General features: G+C 36.3%; 15 protein-coding genes. 11 read left to right on the top strand and 4 right to left on the bottom strand.

From position 1 onward, the window contains the following. The first annotated feature begins 2 nt into the window (after positions 1-2). The 5 genes from KHA87_RS16050 (at position 3) to glmS (ending at position 6625) form a co-directional block, all read left to right on the top strand. Positions 3-629 carry an anti-sigma factor family protein gene (locus KHA87_RS16050; RefSeq protein WP_213095139.1) on the top strand — a complete coding sequence of 209 codons (627 nt, stop codon included), beginning with the start codon at positions 3-5 and terminating at the stop codon, positions 627-629. 254 nt (positions 630-883) lie between these two features. Beyond that, the gene (cdaA, locus tag KHA87_RS16045; RefSeq protein ID WP_213095138.1) at positions 884-1711 is read left to right on the top strand and encodes a diadenylate cyclase CdaA; all 828 of its coding nucleotides are present in this window, start codon (positions 884-886) and stop codon (positions 1709-1711) included. Beyond that, positions 1704-2936 (top strand): CdaR family protein, encoded by a 1233-nt coding sequence (locus tag KHA87_RS16040; RefSeq protein ID WP_213095137.1) that lies wholly within the window; start codon positions 1704-1706, stop codon positions 2934-2936. Before cdaA ends, KHA87_RS16040 begins: the two co-directional genes overlap by 8 nt. Before the next feature lie 32 nt (positions 2937-2968). Beyond that, complete coding sequence (gene glmM, locus KHA87_RS16035) at positions 2969-4324, top strand: phosphoglucosamine mutase (protein ID WP_213095136.1); 1356 nt, start codon at positions 2969-2971, stop codon at positions 4322-4324. Between the two features lie 498 nt (positions 4325-4822). Beyond that, a complete protein-coding gene (gene glmS, locus KHA87_RS16030) occupies positions 4823-6625 on the top strand; it encodes a glutamine--fructose-6-phosphate transaminase (isomerizing) (RefSeq protein WP_213095135.1) in 1803 nt (600 codons plus the stop codon). A gap of 566 nt (positions 6626-7191) precedes the next feature. Here the strand turns inward: glmS and KHA87_RS16025 are convergent. Beyond that, the gene (locus tag KHA87_RS16025) at positions 7192-8100 is read right to left on the bottom strand and encodes a LysR family transcriptional regulator (protein WP_213095210.1); all 909 of its coding nucleotides are present in this window, start codon (positions 8098-8100) and stop codon (positions 7192-7194) included. 143 nt (positions 8101-8243) lie between these two features. On the opposite strand from KHA87_RS16025, the gene KHA87_RS16020 reads away from it, so the two are divergent. Together KHA87_RS16020 and KHA87_RS16015 are read left to right on the top strand one after the other, a co-directional pair. Further along, positions 8244-9266 (top strand): alpha/beta fold hydrolase, encoded by a 1023-nt coding sequence (locus KHA87_RS16020; RefSeq protein ID WP_213095134.1) that lies wholly within the window; start codon positions 8244-8246, stop codon positions 9264-9266. A gap of 515 nt (positions 9267-9781) precedes the next feature. Then, on the top strand, positions 9782-11077 hold the full coding sequence (locus KHA87_RS16015; RefSeq protein WP_213092402.1) for an IS110 family RNA-guided transposase: 1296 nt from the start codon (positions 9782-9784) through the stop codon (positions 11075-11077). A gap of 446 nt (positions 11078-11523) precedes the next feature. Here the strand turns inward: KHA87_RS16015 and KHA87_RS16010 are convergent, their stop codons facing one another. Next, positions 11524-11919 (bottom strand): hypothetical protein, encoded by a 396-nt coding sequence (locus tag KHA87_RS16010; RefSeq protein ID WP_213095133.1) that lies wholly within the window; start codon positions 11917-11919, stop codon positions 11524-11526. Positions 11920-12292: 373 nt separating this feature from the next. Here KHA87_RS16010 and KHA87_RS16005 point away from each other — a divergent pair. The 3 genes from KHA87_RS16005 to KHA87_RS15995 all read left to right on the top strand — a co-directional run bounded on the left by KHA87_RS16005 (position 12293) and on the right by KHA87_RS15995 (position 14919). Beyond that, positions 12293-13443 (top strand): IS3 family transposase gene (locus KHA87_RS16005; RefSeq protein WP_213093131.1). Its coding sequence is split into 2 segments (ribosomal slippage): positions 12293-12533 and positions 12533-13443, totalling 1152 coding nucleotides; the frame shifts between segments, so codons are not numbered across the junction. Between the two features lie 1217 nt (positions 13444-14660). Then, a complete protein-coding gene (locus KHA87_RS16000) occupies positions 14661-14753 on the top strand; it encodes a YjcZ family sporulation protein (protein WP_213095132.1) in 93 nt (30 codons plus the stop codon). Positions 14754-14787: 34 nt separating this feature from the next. Continuing rightward, a complete protein-coding gene (locus tag KHA87_RS15995) occupies positions 14788-14919 on the top strand; it encodes a YjcZ family sporulation protein (RefSeq protein WP_213095131.1) in 132 nt (43 codons plus the stop codon). Positions 14920-15233: 314 nt separating this feature from the next. Here the strand turns inward: KHA87_RS15995 and KHA87_RS15990 are convergent, their stop codons facing one another. Further along, entirely contained in the window at positions 15234-15329 is a 96-nt protein-coding gene (locus tag KHA87_RS15990) for a YjcZ family sporulation protein (protein WP_213095130.1), read from the bottom strand. 462 nt (positions 15330-15791) lie between these two features. Between KHA87_RS15990 and hpaB the strand changes: the two genes are divergently transcribed. After that, positions 15792-17243 (top strand): 4-hydroxyphenylacetate 3-monooxygenase, oxygenase component, encoded by a 1452-nt coding sequence (hpaB, locus tag KHA87_RS15985; protein ID WP_213095129.1) that lies wholly within the window; start codon positions 15792-15794, stop codon positions 17241-17243. Between the two features lie 730 nt (positions 17244-17973). On the opposite strand, the gene KHA87_RS15975 is transcribed toward hpaB, so the two are convergent. Next, positions 17974-18168 carry a hypothetical protein gene (locus tag KHA87_RS15975; protein ID WP_213095128.1) on the bottom strand — a complete coding sequence of 65 codons (195 nt, stop codon included), beginning with the start codon at positions 18166-18168 and terminating at the stop codon, positions 17974-17976. Positions 18169-19213: the final 1045 nt, after the last annotated feature.

Raw genomic sequence — 19213 nt, 5'->3', positions numbered from 1 at the left:
GGATGAGAACGAAATTGAATACTTGTTCTAAGGAAATAATTCTCTATATGCATGAATATTTAGATGGTGAACTATCAGCAAATGAGGAACAAGTGCTTAAAGAACATTTACAACGGTGTCCAGAATGTGGAAAGCATTTTCAAGAACTAAAGAAGACGGTTGCTTATATTAAAAGCAATGCACATATATCTGCCCCAAATTATTTTACCAGGAAGGTAATGGAGCAATTACCAAAGGAAAAGCTAAGAACGGGTGTTAAGCGTTGGCTCCAACTTCATCCAATCTTAGCTGCAGCTTGTGTCTTTATTATCCTAATGGGAGGGACGGTCTTCTCTATGTGGAATAATGATCAGGAATTTTCTTTTACAAAAAAACCGCATCTAATAGTGAAGGATCACACGGTAATTGTTCCAAAGGGTGAGGTAGTAAAGGGTGACCTGATTGTGAAAAATGGAAATCTCCGAGTAGATGGAAAAGTAGAAGGAGACGTTACGGTCATTAACGGCAAAAAATATATGGCATCGGCCGGAAGTGTTACAGGAAATGTAGAAGAAATCAATGAAATATATGATTGGCTTTGGTTTGAAATGAAGGATACCGGAAAAAAGTTCGTGAATTTACTAAAATAATTTTACTTGTTCACTTATAATAAGAACCAACCATTTCGGGAAGCAATTAATAGTGTGATTGTTTCCTTTTTCTTTTGCATTTAGAAAATGTGGTATAATACTTTTTAAAGCGATAATTAATCTTATCGTTTATAATGAATGTTTTCGTTTTGAGGTATCTTTTATTAATGCTTTTTTGGTGATATTTCCAGTGTTTGATTAAAGAAAACATTAACCAAAAGAAGCCTTTATTAAAAACTAATGGAGGACGAAAGATGTCGTTTGCTAATTTCACTGTCTTAGATTATCTTTCCAGTATAGTAGACATACTCCTCGTTTGGTACGTGATATATAAATTGCTAATGGTGATTCGCGGCACGAAAGCAGTGCAATTGCTAAAAGGAATTATCGTTATAGTTGTCGCTAGAACTTTAAGTGACTTACTTGGGTTTAATACATTAAGCTTTATGATTGACAAAGTGATTATGTGGGGAGCTTTAGGAGTAATCATTATCTTTCAGCCTGAATTAAGAAGGGCACTTGAACACTTAGGACGCGGGAAACTGTTTTCACGCGGTAATGTTCAAGAGGATGAAGAGCGATCCCGAATTATTGAATCCATTGTAAAAGCGACGAGCTATATGGCTAAACGAAGAATTGGGGCACTAATTTCATTTGAAAGAGAAACGGGATTGAGTGACTATATAGAAACAGGTATACCATTACATTCAAATATTTCATCGGAACTACTTATTAATATCTTTATTCCAAATACACCATTACATGATGGTGCTGTCATTATTCAAAAAAATCAAGTTGCCGCAGCAGCATGTTATTTACCATTATCCGAAAGTCCTTTCATTTCAAAGGAATTGGGTACCAGGCATCGTGCTGCAATAGGAATCAGTGAGGTAACAGATAGTGTTACACTTGTTGTTTCTGAAGAGACAGGCGCAATTTCCTTAACAAAAAACGGTGAATTACATCGAGACCTTACGATTGAACAATTCAAACAGTTATTGGAAAAGGAACTTTTTGATGTAGATCATGAAAAACAAGCCTCCTCATCAAAGTGGAATTGGAGGGTGAAAAAGCATGGATAAATTTATGGAAAGTAAATGGTTTATGCGAATTCTTGCTTTGCTTTTAGCCCTTTTGCTATTCACGTCTGTGCACGATAATAAAAGTCTTTTTAAAGATATAAAATCCAATAAAAGCCATACATCACTGCAAATGCCGGTAGTACTTTACTACGATGAGGAAAATATGGTTGTTACAGGTATTCCTAAATCAGTAGAAGTAACCCTTAGTGGCCCGAGTAGTCTCGTTGAGTATACAAAAAGTACAAAAAATTTCAGTGTATATGTGGATTTAAGTAATGCCAAAATTGGGCGCCAGCGCGTAAAGATTAAAGTAAAAGACCTTACCGATAAACTAAAAGCTAAAATCTCGCCTGCAGAGATAGAAGTGTCCGTACAAGAAAAGGTTACGGTTGAAAAGCCTGTTGCTGCCGAATTTAGTTCTGATTTATTGGCGGAAGGATTTGAAGCTGGAGAACCATCAGTCAATCCAAAAACCGTCAAGATCACTGGTGCAAGAGATGTGATTGACCAAATCAGCTATGTTAGAGCGGTTATGAATCTAAACAAGAAGGTTGATACCGATCTGACGAGGGATGCAAGTGTACAAGTTCTCGATCGCAATTTAAATAAATTAAATGTAACAGTAGAACCTTATACCGTTGAGGTAACGGTTCCGGTGAAAAACCCAAGTAAAACAGTCCCAATTACCATAAATCCAACCGGGAAAGAAAAAAATGGGGTCGTTATCGATAGTATCTCGACAGAACCAAAAAATGTGACGATCTATGGTAGAAGCGATGTATTAAAATCAATTGATGAGCTTACATTGGATGTAGACATTAGTAAAATTGATAAAGACACTGATTTAACTATTCCATTAAAGAGTCCAAAAGGTGTAAACAAACTAGACCCAGCAACCGTAACGGTTAAGGTGAAGGTACAGGACAAGGTCGAACAGAAAACATTCTCGAACATGAAAATAAGCAGTAAAGGCTTGGATGATAAGTATGACTTAGAGTTCCTTTCCCCCCTTGGTGGGAATGTGGACTTGAAAGTATCTGGTACAAGCCAAGAGCTTAAAAGCATAACCAACCATAATTTTGATGTGTTTTTGGATCTAGCGGGGTTAAAGCCTGGTGACCATGAAGTAAGTATAGAGGTTAATGGACCTAATGACGTTTCGTGGGAGCTATCTAGTAATAAGGCGAAAATTCGCTTAACGGAAAAAAATCAAAGTAATGTATAGATAATGGATGTAAAGAAGGAGAGAACGATCTTATGGGTAAATATTTTGGAACTGACGGTGTAAGAGGAATTGCCAATACGGAGCTAACACCTGAATTAGCGTTCAAATTAGGCCGTTATGGCGGCTATGTATTAACTAAAAATGCAGAGCGTCCTAAAGTAATTATTGGCCGGGACACTCGTATTTCCGGTCATATGCTCGAGGGAGCGTTAGTGGCAGGCTTGCTTTCAATTGGAGCGGAGGTAATGCGTCTAGGCGTTATTTCTACTCCAGGAGTTGCCTATTTAACAAAAGCATTAGGAGCACAAGCAGGAGTGATGATTTCGGCATCTCATAACCCGGTTGCAGATAACGGTATTAAATTTTTTGGTTCAGACGGGTTCAAGCTTGTGGATCAACAAGAGCTGGAAATAGAAGAATTGCTCGATCAATCGGAGGATCAGCTGCCTCGTCCAATTGGGGGAGACCTAGGTATGGTGAATGATTACTTCGAGGGTGGTCAAAAATATTTACAGTTCCTAAAGCAAACGGTGGAAGAAGATTTTTCCGGAATACATATTGCATTAGATTGCGCAAATGGTGCAACATCTTCTTTAGCCACTCATTTGTTTGCGGACCTTGATGCGGATGTGTCCACTACGGGAGCATCTCCAGACGGTTTAAATATAAATGAAGGTGTTGGATCTACTCATCCAGAAAGCCTTGCTGCATTTGTAAAGGAAAAAGGAGCAGATGTAGGTCTTGCTTTTGACGGTGACGGAGATCGTATGATTGCCATCGATGAAAATGGAGAGATCGTAGATGGGGATCAAATTATGTATATTTGTGCCAAATATCTAAAGAGTGAAGGCCGTCTTAAGCATTCCACAGTAGTATCCACTGTAATGAGCAATCTTGGATTCCACAAAGGATTAGAGGAACTAGGAATTAAGAGTATTCAAACTGCGGTTGGAGATCGTTATGTAGTAGAAGAAATGAAAAATAACGGCTATAATCTTGGCGGGGAACAGTCCGGTCATGTTATTTTCTTGGATTACAATACAACCGGAGATGGATTATTATCAGGTCTTCAGCTTGTTAATATTATGAAGGCAACGAAGAAGCCATTATCTGAGCTTGCAAGGGAAATGAAGAAATACCCACAAAAGCTTGTAAATGTAATGGTTTCAGATAAATATCATGTGACAGAAAACGAAAATGTAAGGGCAATTATTCAGGAAGTAGAATTGGAAATGGCCGGAAATGGCCGTATCCTTGTACGACCTTCTGGTACAGAGCCTTTAGTTCGCGTGATGGCAGAAGCGCAATCTGAAGAAAAATGTGAAGAATATGTACGCCGAATTGTGGAAGTAGTGGAAAAGGAAATGGGATTAAAGTTGGATAATTAATATAAATGATAAAATGGATATGCATATGGGTGACCGATAATTCCCGTATGCATATTTTATATTGTAAATGTTTTTTATTGACGAAAGCATCATAAGTAAGGTAAGATAATGATGCTTTTTAATTGGAGTGGATACTAACATTAGAAGGGGGATAGTACTTAGACATATTAATTAGAAAAGCGCCAGAACTAAACGGTGAGTGTTTAGTTGACGAGGTGGAGGAATATCGAGGATTTCGGCGGGTACCTCCCGGCTGCCACACACAGTCGAAGTCTTTTTCTCAAAACACTGGGGTGACCCAGTGCACAAAGGAAAAAGAAATGGTGGAAAGATCTTACTTAATATGTAAATCTATATTTCTTGTTCTCGAGAAGAATGACCAGGAAATGATTTAAGATGATCATTATTAAAATAGGAAACTCCCAACTAAAAAGCAGAGATAAGGGGCAGGAATGCTCCTAGTATTCTTGCCCCTATATATTAGGAGGAAGATACGAAATGTGTGGTATTGTAGGTTATATTGGACTAAAAGATGCGAAAGAAATTTTATTAAAAGGGCTAGAAAAGCTTGAGTATAGAGGATACGATTCTGCAGGTATTGCATTGCAAAATGGAAATGCAATTCATGTTTTTAAAGAAAAGGGAAGAATAGCAGATCTTCGAGCTATCATTTCAGAAGAGGCTCATGCCCCAGTAGGGATTGGCCATACACGCTGGGCAACTCATGGCGTGCCAAGTAAAGGAAACGCGCATCCTCATCAAAGTACTTCCGGACGCTTTACTCTTGTCCATAATGGGGTAATCGAAAACTATTCCATTCTACAGCAGGAATACTTAAAGGATGTTGAACTAAGAAGCGAAACAGATACGGAAATTATTGTTCAGCTTGTAGAGAAATTTGCCAATGAAGGACTTTCTACAAAGGAAGCATTCCGTAAGACATTGACATTATTGGTCGGTTCCTATGCGTTAGCATTACTAGATTCTGAGGATAATGGTACGATCTATGTAGCAAAAAACAAGAGCCCGCTCTTAGTCGGTGTTGGAGATGACTTTAATGTTGTGGCCAGTGACGCAATGGCCATGATTCAGGTGACAAACCAATATATCGAACTTATGGATAAGGAAATGGTTATCGTAACAAAAGACGAAATTACCATTGAAGATCTACAAGGAATTCAGATTGATAGAGATTCCTATACAGCATCCATTGATGCAAGCGATATTGAAAAAGGAACATATCCTCACTACATGCTAAAGGAAATTGATGAACAGCCACTAGTGATGAGAAAGATAATTCAAGCGTATCAGGATATCAATGGCGAATTAATAATTGATTCAGAAATTACCGCAGCGATGAATGAAGCAGACCGTGTATATATTATTGCTTGCGGAACAAGCTACCATGCCGGTCTTGTAGGGAAGCAGTTCATTGAAAAAATGGCCAAAATCCCTGTAGAGGTCCATGTGGCAAGTGAGTTCAGTTATAATATGCCGTTACTAAGCGAAAAGCCATTATTTGTTTTCATCTCACAAAGTGGGGAAACTGCAGATAGCCGTGCAGTCCTTGTTAATGTGAAGAAATTAGGCTATAAAGCTATCACGATTACGAATGTTCCTGGCTCCACTCTTTCGCGTGAAGCAGACTACACTTTATTGCTGCATGCCGGTCCTGAAATTGCCGTTGCTTCAACTAAAGCATATACAGCGCAATTAGCGGTACTAGCAATCCTTGCAAGCGTGGCTGGGAAAGCAAAAGGAATTACTCAGGAATTTGATCTTATTCATGAGCTTGGAATCGTTGCAAATGCTATGGAAGTATTATGCGATTCAAAAGAAGAAATCGAGCAAATTGCATACGAATATTTAACTGTCACACGCAACTGCTTCTTCATCGGCCGTTCCCTAGACAACTATGTTGGTCTTGAAGGTGCATTAAAACTAAAAGAAATTTCTTATATTCAAGCAGAAGGATTTGCCGGCGGTGAATTAAAGCATGGTACGATCGCTTTAATTGAGGAAGGAACACCAGTTATTGCACTTGCTACTCAAAGTAATGTGAACTTGAGCATTCGAGGCAATGTGAAAGAAGTAACTGCTCGCGGGGCAAACCCATGCATCATTTCCATGAAGGGTCTAGAAACAGATGGAGACCGCTTCATCATACCAGAAGTAAATGAATTATTAACACCTCTTATCTCTGTTATACCATTGCAGCTAATCGCTTATTACGCTGCCCTCCATCGCGACTGTGACGTGGATAAACCACGGAACTTGGCGAAGAGTGTTACGGTGGAGTAATGTTTATTATTTAATTTGGATTTTTGATTTCGGAAAATAAAGTAGGTAAGGGATAAATAAAGTCGGTAACTTGATATTTATGTTGGTAACAGCTAAATAAAGTTAGTTACAACTGAAACCACCGATAAAATATCTATGTTTGCTTTTAAGTAAGTTTAAAGATGATCGAAGGAAAATCAGGTCAATCCTGGTTACCCTTCGGTCTTTTTTTATATGGACAGCAGATTGTGAAGAAATGCACTTAAACTAAAGGGGCAGTTTAGTTGAATAACAAAGATATATTATGTCGCTGTTGACTAAATACTACGCATTAAATAATTTTGTTCATGAATGAAAAGTGTTTTTTAGAAAAGGGGTTATACTTTTTGGTGGAAGATTTATATATTTCTTAACAGTATCATTAATAGCTTTTAATATATGTTAAAGGTGTTTAAGATTATTTTGTATAGAGGAACTGATAAAAGTATTGGTGCATAGTATTGTATAGGTATTGAGTTTCCTATTTCCTGATAGAAAGAACTGTTAAATACAAAGAAATTCAAGACAATATGTCTATATAGGTTAAACTATTTAGACATATTGTCTTCTTCTATAGCCATAACCTCCTTTGCTGTTTCTATGAAAGATAATATTATCGGTGAAAGCCACTTGTCTTTATGCCATAACATCTGTGTATATACATCCAAGTCTGAAATTCTCCAAGGAAGAGCAACAAGTTCACCACGTTCAACTTCGACTTCAGTTACTATTTCAGGAAGAAAGGCAATACCGATTCCCGAGATTGCACACTGTTTAATGGCTTCGGCACTTTGAAACTCTAAAGGAGAAATACTATCAACGTCTCCTTTCTTAAATGTTCGGTCAAACATAGTTCGATAGGGACAACCCTTTTCGTTAATGAGGAAAACTTCTCCGTGAAAATCTTCAAGCTGTAAAACATTTTGTTTTGTAAGTGGGTGATCTGGAGCGGCAAAAAAGCGAAAAGTTTCTTCCGTCAATGGTTCCGCTGTAAGTCCCGTTGATTGAATGAGTTCATCTAGTATAAAGACGACATCTGAGGTACCCTCAAAGAGCGTTTGTTTGAGTTGTTGATTTGGAACGGAGCGAAAGATAAGGCGAACTCCCGGATACCGCAAACGGAAAAGTTTAAAGACCTCTGGAAGTCGATAGGCGCAAACAACCTCGTTGGCACTGATCGTTAGAGTACCACTTAGAATTTCATTGTCATGAACGGAGCTGCGGGCTTCGTCCAATTTGTTTAGAATGTCCTGGACATGAGTTAAAAAACGTTTACCCGCGGTTGTAAGAACGAGCTGCTTCCCCAAGCGATCAAAGAGACGAACATTAAGCTCTTCCTCCAATGCTTTTATTTGCATCGTGACGTTAGAGGGTACATAGTTTAGTGCTTCAGCAGCTCGACTGAAATTTAAAGTTGTTGCAACCGTATGAAATGTATTCAGTTGGCGAAATTCCATCATAATTCCCCCTCGAACTTTCAATATTATTGAATACTACTATTAATTTTGTTCACTTTTATTGAATGTATCACAGCTTTATACTTAATAACAAGAAATACATTCTAAATGTTTGTGTTTCATTTAGAAAGGAGTGACAACTCATGGAGGATTTTGAGATTTATAATTTAGGTGATGTAACATTGCAGTCAGGAGTAACATTACCAAATGCTTTTCTTGCTTACAAGACTTATGGAACATTGAATGAAAGGAAAGATAATGTTATCGTTTATCCAACGGCTTTTGGCGATCAGCATGTTAATAATGAATGGTTAATTGGAAACGGGATGGCACTAGATCCACAGAAATATTTCATTATTGTTCCCAATCTGTTAGGAAATGGATTATCTTCATCTCCAAGTAATACGCCAGAACCATTCAATAAGGCTAATTTTCCAAAGGTAACCATCTATGACAACATTCAATTACAGTATAGACTAGTGACCGAAAAATTTGGCATTCAGAAGATTGCTCTTGTAGTTGGATGGTCAATGGGAGGTCTTCAGTCATTCCAATGGGGGGCGATTTATCCTGATATGGTGGAACGAATTGCCTCCTTCTGTGGAAATGCAAAGACTTGGCCGCAAACGTATGTGGTCCTCGATGGACTTAAGGCTGCGCTCATGGCCTCAATTGGCTCGGATTCTACTAAGCTAAACCAGTTGACTTCTGAAGACATGCGTGCAGTTGGCCGTGTCTATGCAGGATGGGGATTATCACAGACCTTTTATAAAGAAGAACTTTATCGTGAACTGGGATTTGACACATTGGAAGATTTTGCGGTTGGAGTTTGGGAAGATAGTTTTATGAGTATGGATCCGCACAACGTCCTAGCCATGTTATGGACAGGGCAACATGCAGATATTAGCGCAAACCCCATATATAACGGAGATTTTGATGAGGCTCTCAAAAACATAAAAGCGCTTACCTGCGTCATGCCAGGGAGCACGGATCTCTTCTGCACGGCGGACAATAACGAATATGAGGCTAAGCATATACCTAATGCTGAATTTAATCCCGTTGAATCCATTTGGGGGCATTTTGCCGGTCGTGGAATTAACAGTACCGATAATAAATTTATTGATGACAACCTAAAACGCTTATTGACGATTAGTACAAATGGATAGTAAATTATTTGTAAGTGGTGGAGAATGTCCAGTGGGCAACCATATTAATTTCCATGTCCAATGTGAGCAAAATTGAATAATATAATGATTATTTCTTCTATGTAACCAATCTGTTGCTTTAAATACCATAATTGTATCTTAGATGTCTTGTTATTTTTAGCGTAGGGCAACGATACTCGAAATATACCTATTAAAGAGACGATTACCTCAAAAGTAATCGTCTTTTTCTTTTACTAAAGAGCCAAAAAGCCATTACGCAGTACAAATATACTGTTCAGCAGGAAAAAACTAAAAGGATGATAATTATGGTTACCGACTTTATTAAACTATAGGGGGCAAGAGTTTAAGAGCCAGCTGCCGATTTGGTGGCTTTTTCTTATTCGACTAAAGGGGCAGCATTCCTGTAATGAAAGAAAATGGAGTTTGAACATAAAAATAACCTCTTGGTAGAATGAGAGAGTCCTGACGCTGGCCAGCAAATAGGACAAATCTCTCAAAAACCAGGAGGCTTTAAAATGAATTATAACCAGAATAAGAAGATAGCTCAAATAACTTCTCAAACTCTTATTATAGGAGTTGATATTGCGAAATTCAAGCATGTGGCACGTGCCCAGGACTATAGGGGATTAGAGTTTGGTTCACCTTGTTATTTTGAAAATGCACATGAAGGATTTGAGCATTTTCTTCAGTGGATTTCCGCTATTAAAAAAGAACAAAGTATGGATAAAGTGATAGTTGGCATGGAGCCAACAGGCCACTATTGGTTCAACCTAGCACATATTTTAAAAGAAAACGGGATTAAGTTTGTCGCAGTAAACCCCTTGCACGTCAAGAAAAGTAAGGAGCTGGATGATAACTCACCTACCAAGAATGATGTGAAAGATGCCAAAGTCATAGCTCAGTTGGTCAAGGACGGAAGATACGCCGAACCTACGATACCGCAAGGTGTTTATGCGGAACTCCGTGTGGCAAAGAAAATACGCGATCTTTTAACTGAAGACCTTCAAACAGTTCAAGGTCAAGTGCACAACTGGATTGACCGGTACTTTCCTGAATTCCTAAAAGTGTTTAAAAAGTGGGAAGGCAAGGCAGCATTACAATTCTTAAAGCTTTATGCCTTTCCCCACGAGATAGCTGAATTCACCGAAGAAGAATTGCTCGTCCATTTAAGACTCTCGGTAACTCGGAGTGTAGGACTAAACAAGATCAGGGAGTTAAAACAGGCAGCAAGTAAGTCCATCGGACTTCGACAAGGTGCTGAAATGGCCAGGCTAGAGCTGAAAACCATTCTGGCTAAGTATGAATTAATCCAGTTACAATTCGAAGAATTAGATACAAAAATAGACGGCCTACTTGATGAAATACCAGGTGTTCAACAAATGTTAGCGATAAAAGGTGTGGGCAGGGATACAATTGCCGGCTTCTTCGCGGAAGTGGGGGATTTAGGCGAATACAATCATCCCCGGCAAATTATCAAGCTGGCCGGCTTAAGCTTAAAAGAAAATACATCCGGTAAGCACAAAGGAAAAACGACCATCACAAAAAGAGGGCGGAAGAAACTTAGGGCCTTGTTATTCAGGGTTTGTATGATTCTCGTCGCCAAGAATTCCGCATTTAAGGCATTGCATGCGTACTATACTCAACGTCAGGAAAATCCATTAAAGAAGATGCAGTCCTTGATCGCTTTGTGTAATAAACTGATTCGTATCTTCTTTAGCATTGGTAAAAAGCAATTTGAATTTAGTGAAGAAAAGATGTTAATAGACATCCCTCATATGGCAGTAATAGAGAAGACGGAAATAGCAGCCTAACTTTGGTTTAGTTTAGATAAGTAGTAGTTCTGTTTTTATAGATTTGGAGACATATGAAGCACGGATTAGTCGGCAAAGCAACTAAATTACGGGCTTGGACCCTGTGGGGCAGCATGGCTGACATCCACCTCATGGAAAGGTTGGACGAAGGAATTTGAGAGCGAAGACTCTGTGAGGCATGGGAGGGTTGACCTCCATGAGTAAATGTGGACATCCACCAGTGCGGCTATATTTTTACTCATCTACCATTTTCTGCTAGGAACTGGTTAGTGGGTTATAGCTCTTTTTTCTTACTCAGTCCAAAAATATCCTTTCAAGTGAAGATTCTCCAGCTATAAAGGCATTTACCGATAGGTAAACAACTATGAAATTCTAAGAAAACATGAGTAAATCGGTGTTTTCGCTTCTTTTATTGAGGGAGTTTAGTTTAATAAGAAAAGACTAAACTACTCCATTATTAAGTTAATTGTATCATTTGCAATTCCTTCACCTAATGCTTGAATATGTAAGTGGTCAAGAAGTGATGGACGGTCAATATTCCAAGTTAAAGTAAATTGATTATCCTTATTATCCTCTTTAATGTCATAGCCAATTAGTTTTCTTTGATTCCAGGTTTCTGTGCCAGTTGGCACTAACCAAAACAAGACGGTCTCAGTGTTTTCGGCTTTCACATTAAATGTTATCTTCTTTGTTCCTTTTGGTATTTGAACCCACGTTCCTTTTTTGTGGTAATCAGTGTCAAAGCTAATTATATTAGGTGTGGCGGGTATAACCTTTTGATTCTCGACAGGTTGTAATGCTGTTAAAAGACTTAAAACAAGACACGACTTCAAAATTATCAATGGACTCACCTCAGAGATTAGTGTCTCCCTTTTCAGTATTTGTATTTGCTTGTTTAACTAACGGGTGCCTTAGTTGAATAAGATTAAGCAAGTTTTCTCCAGCTTCTAATCAAACATGAACTTGTTAAGTTAAAAATTGTGATATATGGATGATAAGTAAAATACTTTTTTATAAATGTAATCAATCGATCTTGTAACAAGTTTATTTTTTAACATATAAAATAGCATTCTTGAGTTTATAAAGTTTTACACTCATAACGGTAAAGAACTTTTTTTATAAAACATTTTTGTTCAAGTGAATTTGGTGCTAGTATAGTTCCGTGGACACAACTTAGTTAAGTGCTAAAATAGAACAACGAAAGGTTGTGTCCATATGGGAAACAAAAATACAGGCAAAAAATATAATGAAGATTTTAAAAAAATGGTCGTTGATTTATATAACTCTGGTAACTCAGCTAAAGATTTAAGTAGCGAATATGGCGTTTCTGAAGTAACTATTTATACATGGATTAAGAAGTTTTCACCTATGGAAACAGAGGATGGAACATCAATTACCTCTGATGAGATTGCCAAAATGAAAAAAGAAATGCTCCGTCTCCAGGAAGAAAATGAAATCTTAAAAAAGGCTATGGCCATATTTGCGAAAAAGTAAAAACAACTGAGTTGATAAAAGTAATTGTAGATCTTCAAGACCAACATGACACACAAACACTGTGTGGTGTACTTGGTATTGCCAAAAGCACCTTTTACCAGTCATTCAAAAAAACAGAGTCTAACCGTGAACGTGAGAACAAACAACTAACGAAAAGAATCAAAGAGATTTATAGAGAAAGTAAAATGCGTTACGGCGCGCCTAAAATTCACAACCTCCTAGAAAAAGAAGGATATAATGTGAGTGTGAAGCGTGTACAACGGTTAATGAAGGCCGCTGGCCTTTTCTCCATTGTAAAGAAGAAATTTCGTCCTCAATCTAGTAAAACGAAGGTGATGGAGCGTGAAAACCTGCTAGATCAAGACTTTACTACCTCTACTATCAATGAAAAATGGGTTGCTGATATCACATATATAAACACGCTGAGAGACGGTTGGTGTTATCTTGCTTCCGTCATGGATTTGCATTCTAAAAAAATCGTTGGATATTCATTTGGACGTAAAATGACGACTGATTTGGTAATAAGTGCTTTAAATAATGCTTTGGATACTCAACATACAAGAGAAGGGTTAATCCTGCATTCCGATTTAGGTTCCCAGTATACCAGTGAAGATTTTCAAAAGCTTTGCGAAACAAGAAAGATAAAACAATCCTTCAGTAAAAAGGGCTGCCCATATGATAATGCCTGTATAGAATCATTTCATGCCATTTTAAAGAAGGAAGAAGTCAATCATGTTACCTATTTAGACTACAAAACTGCGAATCTAGCAATATTTCAATTTATCGAAGGTTGGTATAACCGTAAAAGAATTCACAGTGGTTTAGACTACAAAACACCACAAGATATTGAAGATCAAACAAAAACAGCATAAAGCTTGTGCAGCTCAAACCTAGCTGGATATCCACCGCACTCATGGTTTTACATGGAGTGGAGGGCATGATAGCTTTGATGGCATTGCCAAGTTTTATGAAAGCTGGCTTATTGGCTGGAAAGTCATACCCGCAGAGGCTCCATGTCAAACTAGCACGATACAAACAGCTTACATCTTAATAATCACAAAGACTTAACTTTTTTGTGTCCAAGATATTGACTCAAATCCAATTAAAGTTGTATTATATGAATTAAAGTAGTACTAGGCGAATTAAAGTTGTAATATGATAATTAAAGTAGTATTATAGTTTTTTTACAAATATGACTGAAAAAAATGGCCGGTAATAAGTTAATTACATGGCTATTTTTTATGTGTTTAGTGAGAATATTTGTATACTGCCCATTCTTCAATGATGATCCCCTATTGTATTTAGGCACCTAAATATACTTAGATAGGAAAGAAATTCATACATATACCAAATGCTCTTTTATATAAAATGGGAATATTGATAGTATTTATTTCAAGGTAATTTTAGGGCAGAAAACCCTTATTGTCAGAAAGATGTTTTATTAATCTTCTACAAAAAAACGGATATCATTGTGATATCCGCTTTTTAATGTGTATATTAAACTAAAATTCATTTGAATGATTCTCTGATATTCTTTTTTTTATTTACCTTTGTATTAATTCCTAAATAGGTTTGCCTTTCACAACAAATCATTTAATACTACACTAAGTAATTTAGCGATATCCATGAAACAGAAGAGGGCCTTTTTCGGAAAAAAGTTCTTTACGTTTTGTAGAGATGTATTTGGACTAAAAAATGGCTCCCCGTTTTTTACTAACCCGCAATTGTTAAAGAGAATTCAAATGTTTTATCCCTTTAGCTGGTCCTCAATGAATTTAGATAGAAACTTCTTTCTCCCCTTCATTCCTGAATTCCTCGAATGTAGCTTTCCCGTCGTATATTGATTTTAAGTCAATTAGGTAAAAGAAGTGTCATTAGACACTTCTTAAAGTAGAGGTGAAAACCCAGGGGGAGGCTGGCTTAATCTATTATATGCGAGAGAATTGCATTTGAAATAAATTATTTATTGTTTATAAAAAATGATAAAAAAGCATAATGTGAATATTTTTTTCTCTCTTAGTCGTATGCCTTTCCAATAGTTGAAAATATTACATACTTTATTATATATAGTTGGAAGGAGGGGAATTTTATGTCTGAAGGATACGGATACGGTGCAGGCTTCGCACTGATTGTTGTATTGTTTATCCTACTAATTATTGTAGGTGCAGCTTATCTTTATTAATCCATTATAATTTCGATCAAAGGAGGGATATTTAATGGGCTGGTGTGGTTATGGCGGCTACGGTGGCTATGGATACGGCGGTTACGGATATGGAAATACATTCGCTTTAATCGTTGTATTGTTCATTCTCCTCATTATTGTAGGAGCAGTATTGTGCTGGAATTAATTAAGTAAAAGATAGATTACTTGATTATTACTTTTTCACTATGTAGAGAGGTTAATTAGGTTTAGCTACCTTTAACTGAATCCTTTATTGGATTCAGTTTTTTATTTCTCTTTTATAATAGAAAAAAGAATTTTACCACTAGTCAAAATAAATGTAGGCTTGGTTTTATTAAATATTCATAAAACACCTGATTTATCGATAAACCTGTCTTTTGGAAAAATTAGTATTTTTAATTTACTGGGATTTCGGTAATGTGGAAAATTTGGCATAAAGTAAGGAGCGTCAAAATGACACTCCTATAGATGTGGCGAAAATTAGTATGCCCAAGCTGCACCAACAATAATTAGCAGAATGAACAGAACTACAATTAAAGCAAAGTGTCTGCCATATCCATATCCGTCATAGCCCATTAAATTCACCACCTTTAACTTTATACTTTAATTTATGCAAAGCTTGTTCTTATTGAAATGGATAAGAGTGGATTGGTTTGTAGTTTTATTAAAAATAGTCAATTATACCTTTGTTATGATTATTTGAATTTCATAGATAAGTGAACCATTTGTCTATTGTTAGCAGGTTGACTGCACTAATGATGATTGAACATGAATGATTTTTAGTACATAGGGTAAAGACTTTTTTTATTATTGTTTTAAATATACATACAAATAAAAATAAGTAGGATGCTACCACCCTTAATACCTAGTCTTTTATTTTTTTTGAGTGTATTAAATATTCATAAAAAACCTTTCAGCTTAGGGTAATTATGTGCTTTTATACTAAACAGATTTAATCTATTTCCAATAAAATAATAATGAATGTAGAAAATTGATAAGTGTATTTCATTATCCAATTTAAAAGGAGTGGATTAAATTATGGGCACTATTAGTGGTAAGGAATTTATTGACCGATTGGACCAGCTTGGGAATGAAATTTGGTTTGATGGCAAAAAAATTGAAGGAAAGATTTCCGAACATCCTGCATTCAAAGGAATTATAGAGACTAAATCTTCGCTTTACGATTTACAAAAGAACCCTAATTTTGAAGATAAGATGACTTTTTTTCTTCCTGGGAAAGAAGAGCCGATTGGACTTTCCTATTTGCAGCCCAAAACAAAAGCGGATATAAAAAGAAGAAGAATAATGATTGAACACTGGGCAAGGCAAACTCAAGGAATGATGGGAAGAAGTCCAGATTATATGAATACTGTAATGATGAGTTTTGCATCCTCTGCTGCCATTTTAGTAGGCAAGGAAAATTGTTTTCCCGAAAATATTTTATCCGTATATGAAAAGGCTATGGAACAAGACCTCTCATTTACTCATACCTTTATTACTCCCCAAGTCAATCGATCCCAGACTATTTTTGGGATTCCTAAAGAACCCATTTCAGCTAGAGTAATTGATAGAAACGAAAAAGGAATAGTCATTAAAGGCGCTCGTTTACTTGCTACTCAAGGTGGCATAACGGATGAAGTAATTGTTTTTTCTACCCCTAGAGTGTTTTTTGATACAGATGAAGCGTATGCTTTCTCCATCCCTTCCAATACAAAAGGAGTAAAGTTTATTTGCAGAGAGTCTTTTGTTTTAGGAGATTCTAATTTTAACTACCCACTTAGCTCGAGATATGAAGAAATGGATACTATTATTGTCTTTGATAATGTTTTAGTTCCTTGGGACCGGGTATTTTTTTATGATAATTCTGATGCAGCTACAAACTTCTTTACTCAAAGCTCTTTCCTCGCTTTTGCATATCATCAAGCCGCAATCAGACAAATCGTGAAAACAGAATTTCTTTTAGGTATCGCTCAACTTCTTGTAGAATCAATTGATGTCAGTGAATATCAGCATATACAAGAAAAAATGTCAGAAATTATTATTGGAATAGAAACAATGAAAGCATTACTCGATAAATCAGAAAATGACGCTGAGTTAGATGAATGGGGCTATATGCGGCCAAGTGAAACTCCCCTTCAAGTTTTCAGTACGATCTTCCCTAAAATTTATCCCCGTTTTTGTGAAATCATTCAACTAATTGGGGCAAGTGGAATGGTTACTTTGCCTACCGAAAATACTTTTCATTCTGAAATAAGAGGGGATCTGGACCAGTATCTTCAATCTGTTTGTAATAATGCGGAGGACCGAGTTAAATTATTCCGTTTAGGTTGGGATCTAACAATGAGTCCGTTCGGCACTAGACAAACCCAATATGAAAGGTATTTTTTTGGCGATCCGATACGATTAGCCAGTGGCTTGTACAATTTATATCCAAAAGCTCAACTTGTTGAAAGAGTTAAATCATTTTTGGATATAAATAAGGAGGAGTGAAGTAAGGTTTCGGTTGCCACTGTTGGCAGCCTTTTTCTTGTGAACCTAAACAGAAGTTAAATTGAAGAAGAATTAATAAAAATGCCCTCTCGAGTGAGATGGGCTATTTTTGGAGATGAATTTTATGAAGAATTTACTATTGGTTTTAACTAATTAGTACAATACTTAATTTCTAAATTAACATGAAATTCCTGTAAAAAATGTGGATGACACCACAAAATAGTTGATGGCATAAGATGAATGAGAATATTTATAAACAAATGGAGGGGGTTTACAAATGAGTTTCCGATCCCTTAATATACAGCAAATGTTATATAGAGCAGACCCTACAATATATGAGAAATATGAGAACACTGCGGGACCACTTACACAATTTATGCAAACGTCATATTAATCAAAAGGTTAGAGTAGAGACGATTGATGGTCAAATTTTTGAAGGTACTATTTTAAACTGTGATAGAGGTATTTTATATCTTCGTATTGAACAACCAAACCGGTGCCTATGGGCCGTACACTCCTATAATAATGTCACTTGTTCTTTATAAATTGCTGCTTATAACATTGATGTCCATATATTGAAATCTATAAAGGAGAATTGAATTTCTGTGATAGTAAAAAAAGCTTATTAGTAAACATTTTTTATAGTATAGGGTCCGTTTATACGAACCCTTTATTAAATTTATTAACGTGAGATCTATTTAAACGTACTTATATATATTTTTTAAAACAATTACCAGAAGAAAGAAGAAGCTAAAGCAGCTCCTGTAAAACCACCTACTACTCCACCAGCAAAGGCTGCTGGTGCTGCACCATAACCATAGCGATAAGGACCATAACGTCGACCGTAACGTGGGCCATAATATGGTCCGTAACGTGGGCCATAATATGGTCCGTAACGTGGACCATAACCATACGGATAACCCATTGATTTCAACCTCCTTGAGAAAATTGTTTCACTAATCCTGCTAAAGTTTAAATGAGATAGTGAACTTGGAATATATTATGTATGTTTTAAACCCTTGTACATTATAAACGTGGATAAAACTAGTTTATTTATGTAGAAACCCATAAAAAGAATGTTGTACCTAGATACAATGACTATTTATCCAATATAGATAGAAGAAATATGTTTTCTTAAAAAGGGTAACTATAAATTAGGTGGTATTACCATTTTAGTAATATTTATCTAACGTAATACAAATGTCCAATCAGCATTATTTTCTATTCATAATATTAAGTATCCTCTGATTCAGAGCATTATCCCATAACACCTCCCAAAAAAGCGTATGTAATAACATACGCTTTTTTTGAGGTGAACTTTATGGAGGATGCGGATGATATAATTTATGTTATAACTTTTAAGCTGCTTGGACGAGAGTATTAGTTTCGATTGATTCAAATAAAATAGTTGATTGTTCATATTAAAAATATATGGTTAAAGTCCTTTTAATTAGGTTAAAAGGGACACACTTATTCAAAATACGGAGGTTTAATTAACAGATAAGGAACCATTTTTAAGAATGGCTCATGTTTAAAGGATGTGTACCGGAACAACTAAGTCGTACTGGAACTGGACAACTTGGTTCTACCGCACACAACTTGAACGTACCGTAATAAATCCTGCAAAATGCCTTTCTACAAACAAAACATTATTTTTAATAGTACTTTATAGTAAGACTTAGTTGTACCTTCTGTAAAATCTCATAAAGTATTAATGAGGCTTTAATCTATTTTTACGGTACAACCGAGTTGTACCGTAAAAATTTTTGTTGTCGTTGTTCAAGTGAATTAAAGTTGTAGAAAATGAATTAAAGAAGTACACACGAAATAAAGATGGTGCTAGTATAGTTCCGTGGACACAACTTAGTTAAGTGCTAAAATAGAACAACGAAAGGTTGTGTCCATATGGGAAACAAAAATACAGGCAAAAAATATAATGAAGATTTTAAAAAAATGGTCGTTGATTTATA

It is taken from the genome of Bacillus sp. FJAT-49736 (assembly GCF_018343615.1).
Taxonomy (GTDB): Bacteria; Bacillota; Bacilli; order Bacillales; family Bacillaceae_C; genus Margalitia.
The sequence above is the reverse complement of the archived record's forward strand: the minus strand, read 5'-3'. Positions and strand labels throughout refer to the sequence as shown.

What these genes read in the sequence shown, in the direction of transcription:
- KHA87_RS16050 (WP_213095139.1), top strand. Translation starts at nt 3, where the DNA reads ATGAGAACGAAATTGAATACTTGTTCTAAGGAAATAATTCTCTATATG.
- cdaA (WP_213095138.1), top strand. Translation starts at nt 884, where the DNA reads ATGTCGTTTGCTAATTTCACTGTCTTAGATTATCTTTCCAGTATAGTA.
- KHA87_RS16040 (WP_213095137.1), top strand. Translation starts at nt 1,704, where the DNA reads ATGGATAAATTTATGGAAAGTAAATGGTTTATGCGAATTCTTGCTTTG.
- glmM (WP_213095136.1), top strand. Translation starts at nt 2,969, where the DNA reads ATGGGTAAATATTTTGGAACTGACGGTGTAAGAGGAATTGCCAATACG.
- glmS (WP_213095135.1), top strand. Translation starts at nt 4,823, where the DNA reads ATGTGTGGTATTGTAGGTTATATTGGACTAAAAGATGCGAAAGAAATT.
- KHA87_RS16025 (WP_213095210.1), bottom strand. Translation starts at nt 8,100, where the DNA reads ATGGAATTTCGCCAACTGAATACATTTCATACGGTTGCAACAACTTTA.
- KHA87_RS16020 (WP_213095134.1), top strand. Translation starts at nt 8,244, where the DNA reads ATGGAGGATTTTGAGATTTATAATTTAGGTGATGTAACATTGCAGTCA.
- KHA87_RS16015 (WP_213092402.1), top strand. Translation starts at nt 9,782, where the DNA reads ATGAATTATAACCAGAATAAGAAGATAGCTCAAATAACTTCTCAAACT.
- KHA87_RS16000 (WP_213095132.1), top strand. Translation starts at nt 14,661, where the DNA reads ATGTCTGAAGGATACGGATACGGTGCAGGCTTCGCACTGATTGTTGTA.
- KHA87_RS15995 (WP_213095131.1), top strand. Translation starts at nt 14,788, where the DNA reads ATGGGCTGGTGTGGTTATGGCGGCTACGGTGGCTATGGATACGGCGGT.
- KHA87_RS15990 (WP_213095130.1), bottom strand. Translation starts at nt 15,329, where the DNA reads ATGGGCTATGACGGATATGGATATGGCAGACACTTTGCTTTAATTGTA.
- hpaB (WP_213095129.1), top strand. Translation starts at nt 15,792, where the DNA reads ATGGGCACTATTAGTGGTAAGGAATTTATTGACCGATTGGACCAGCTT.
- KHA87_RS15975 (WP_213095128.1), bottom strand. Translation starts at nt 18,168, where the DNA reads ATGGGTTATCCGTATGGTTATGGTCCACGTTACGGACCATATTATGGC.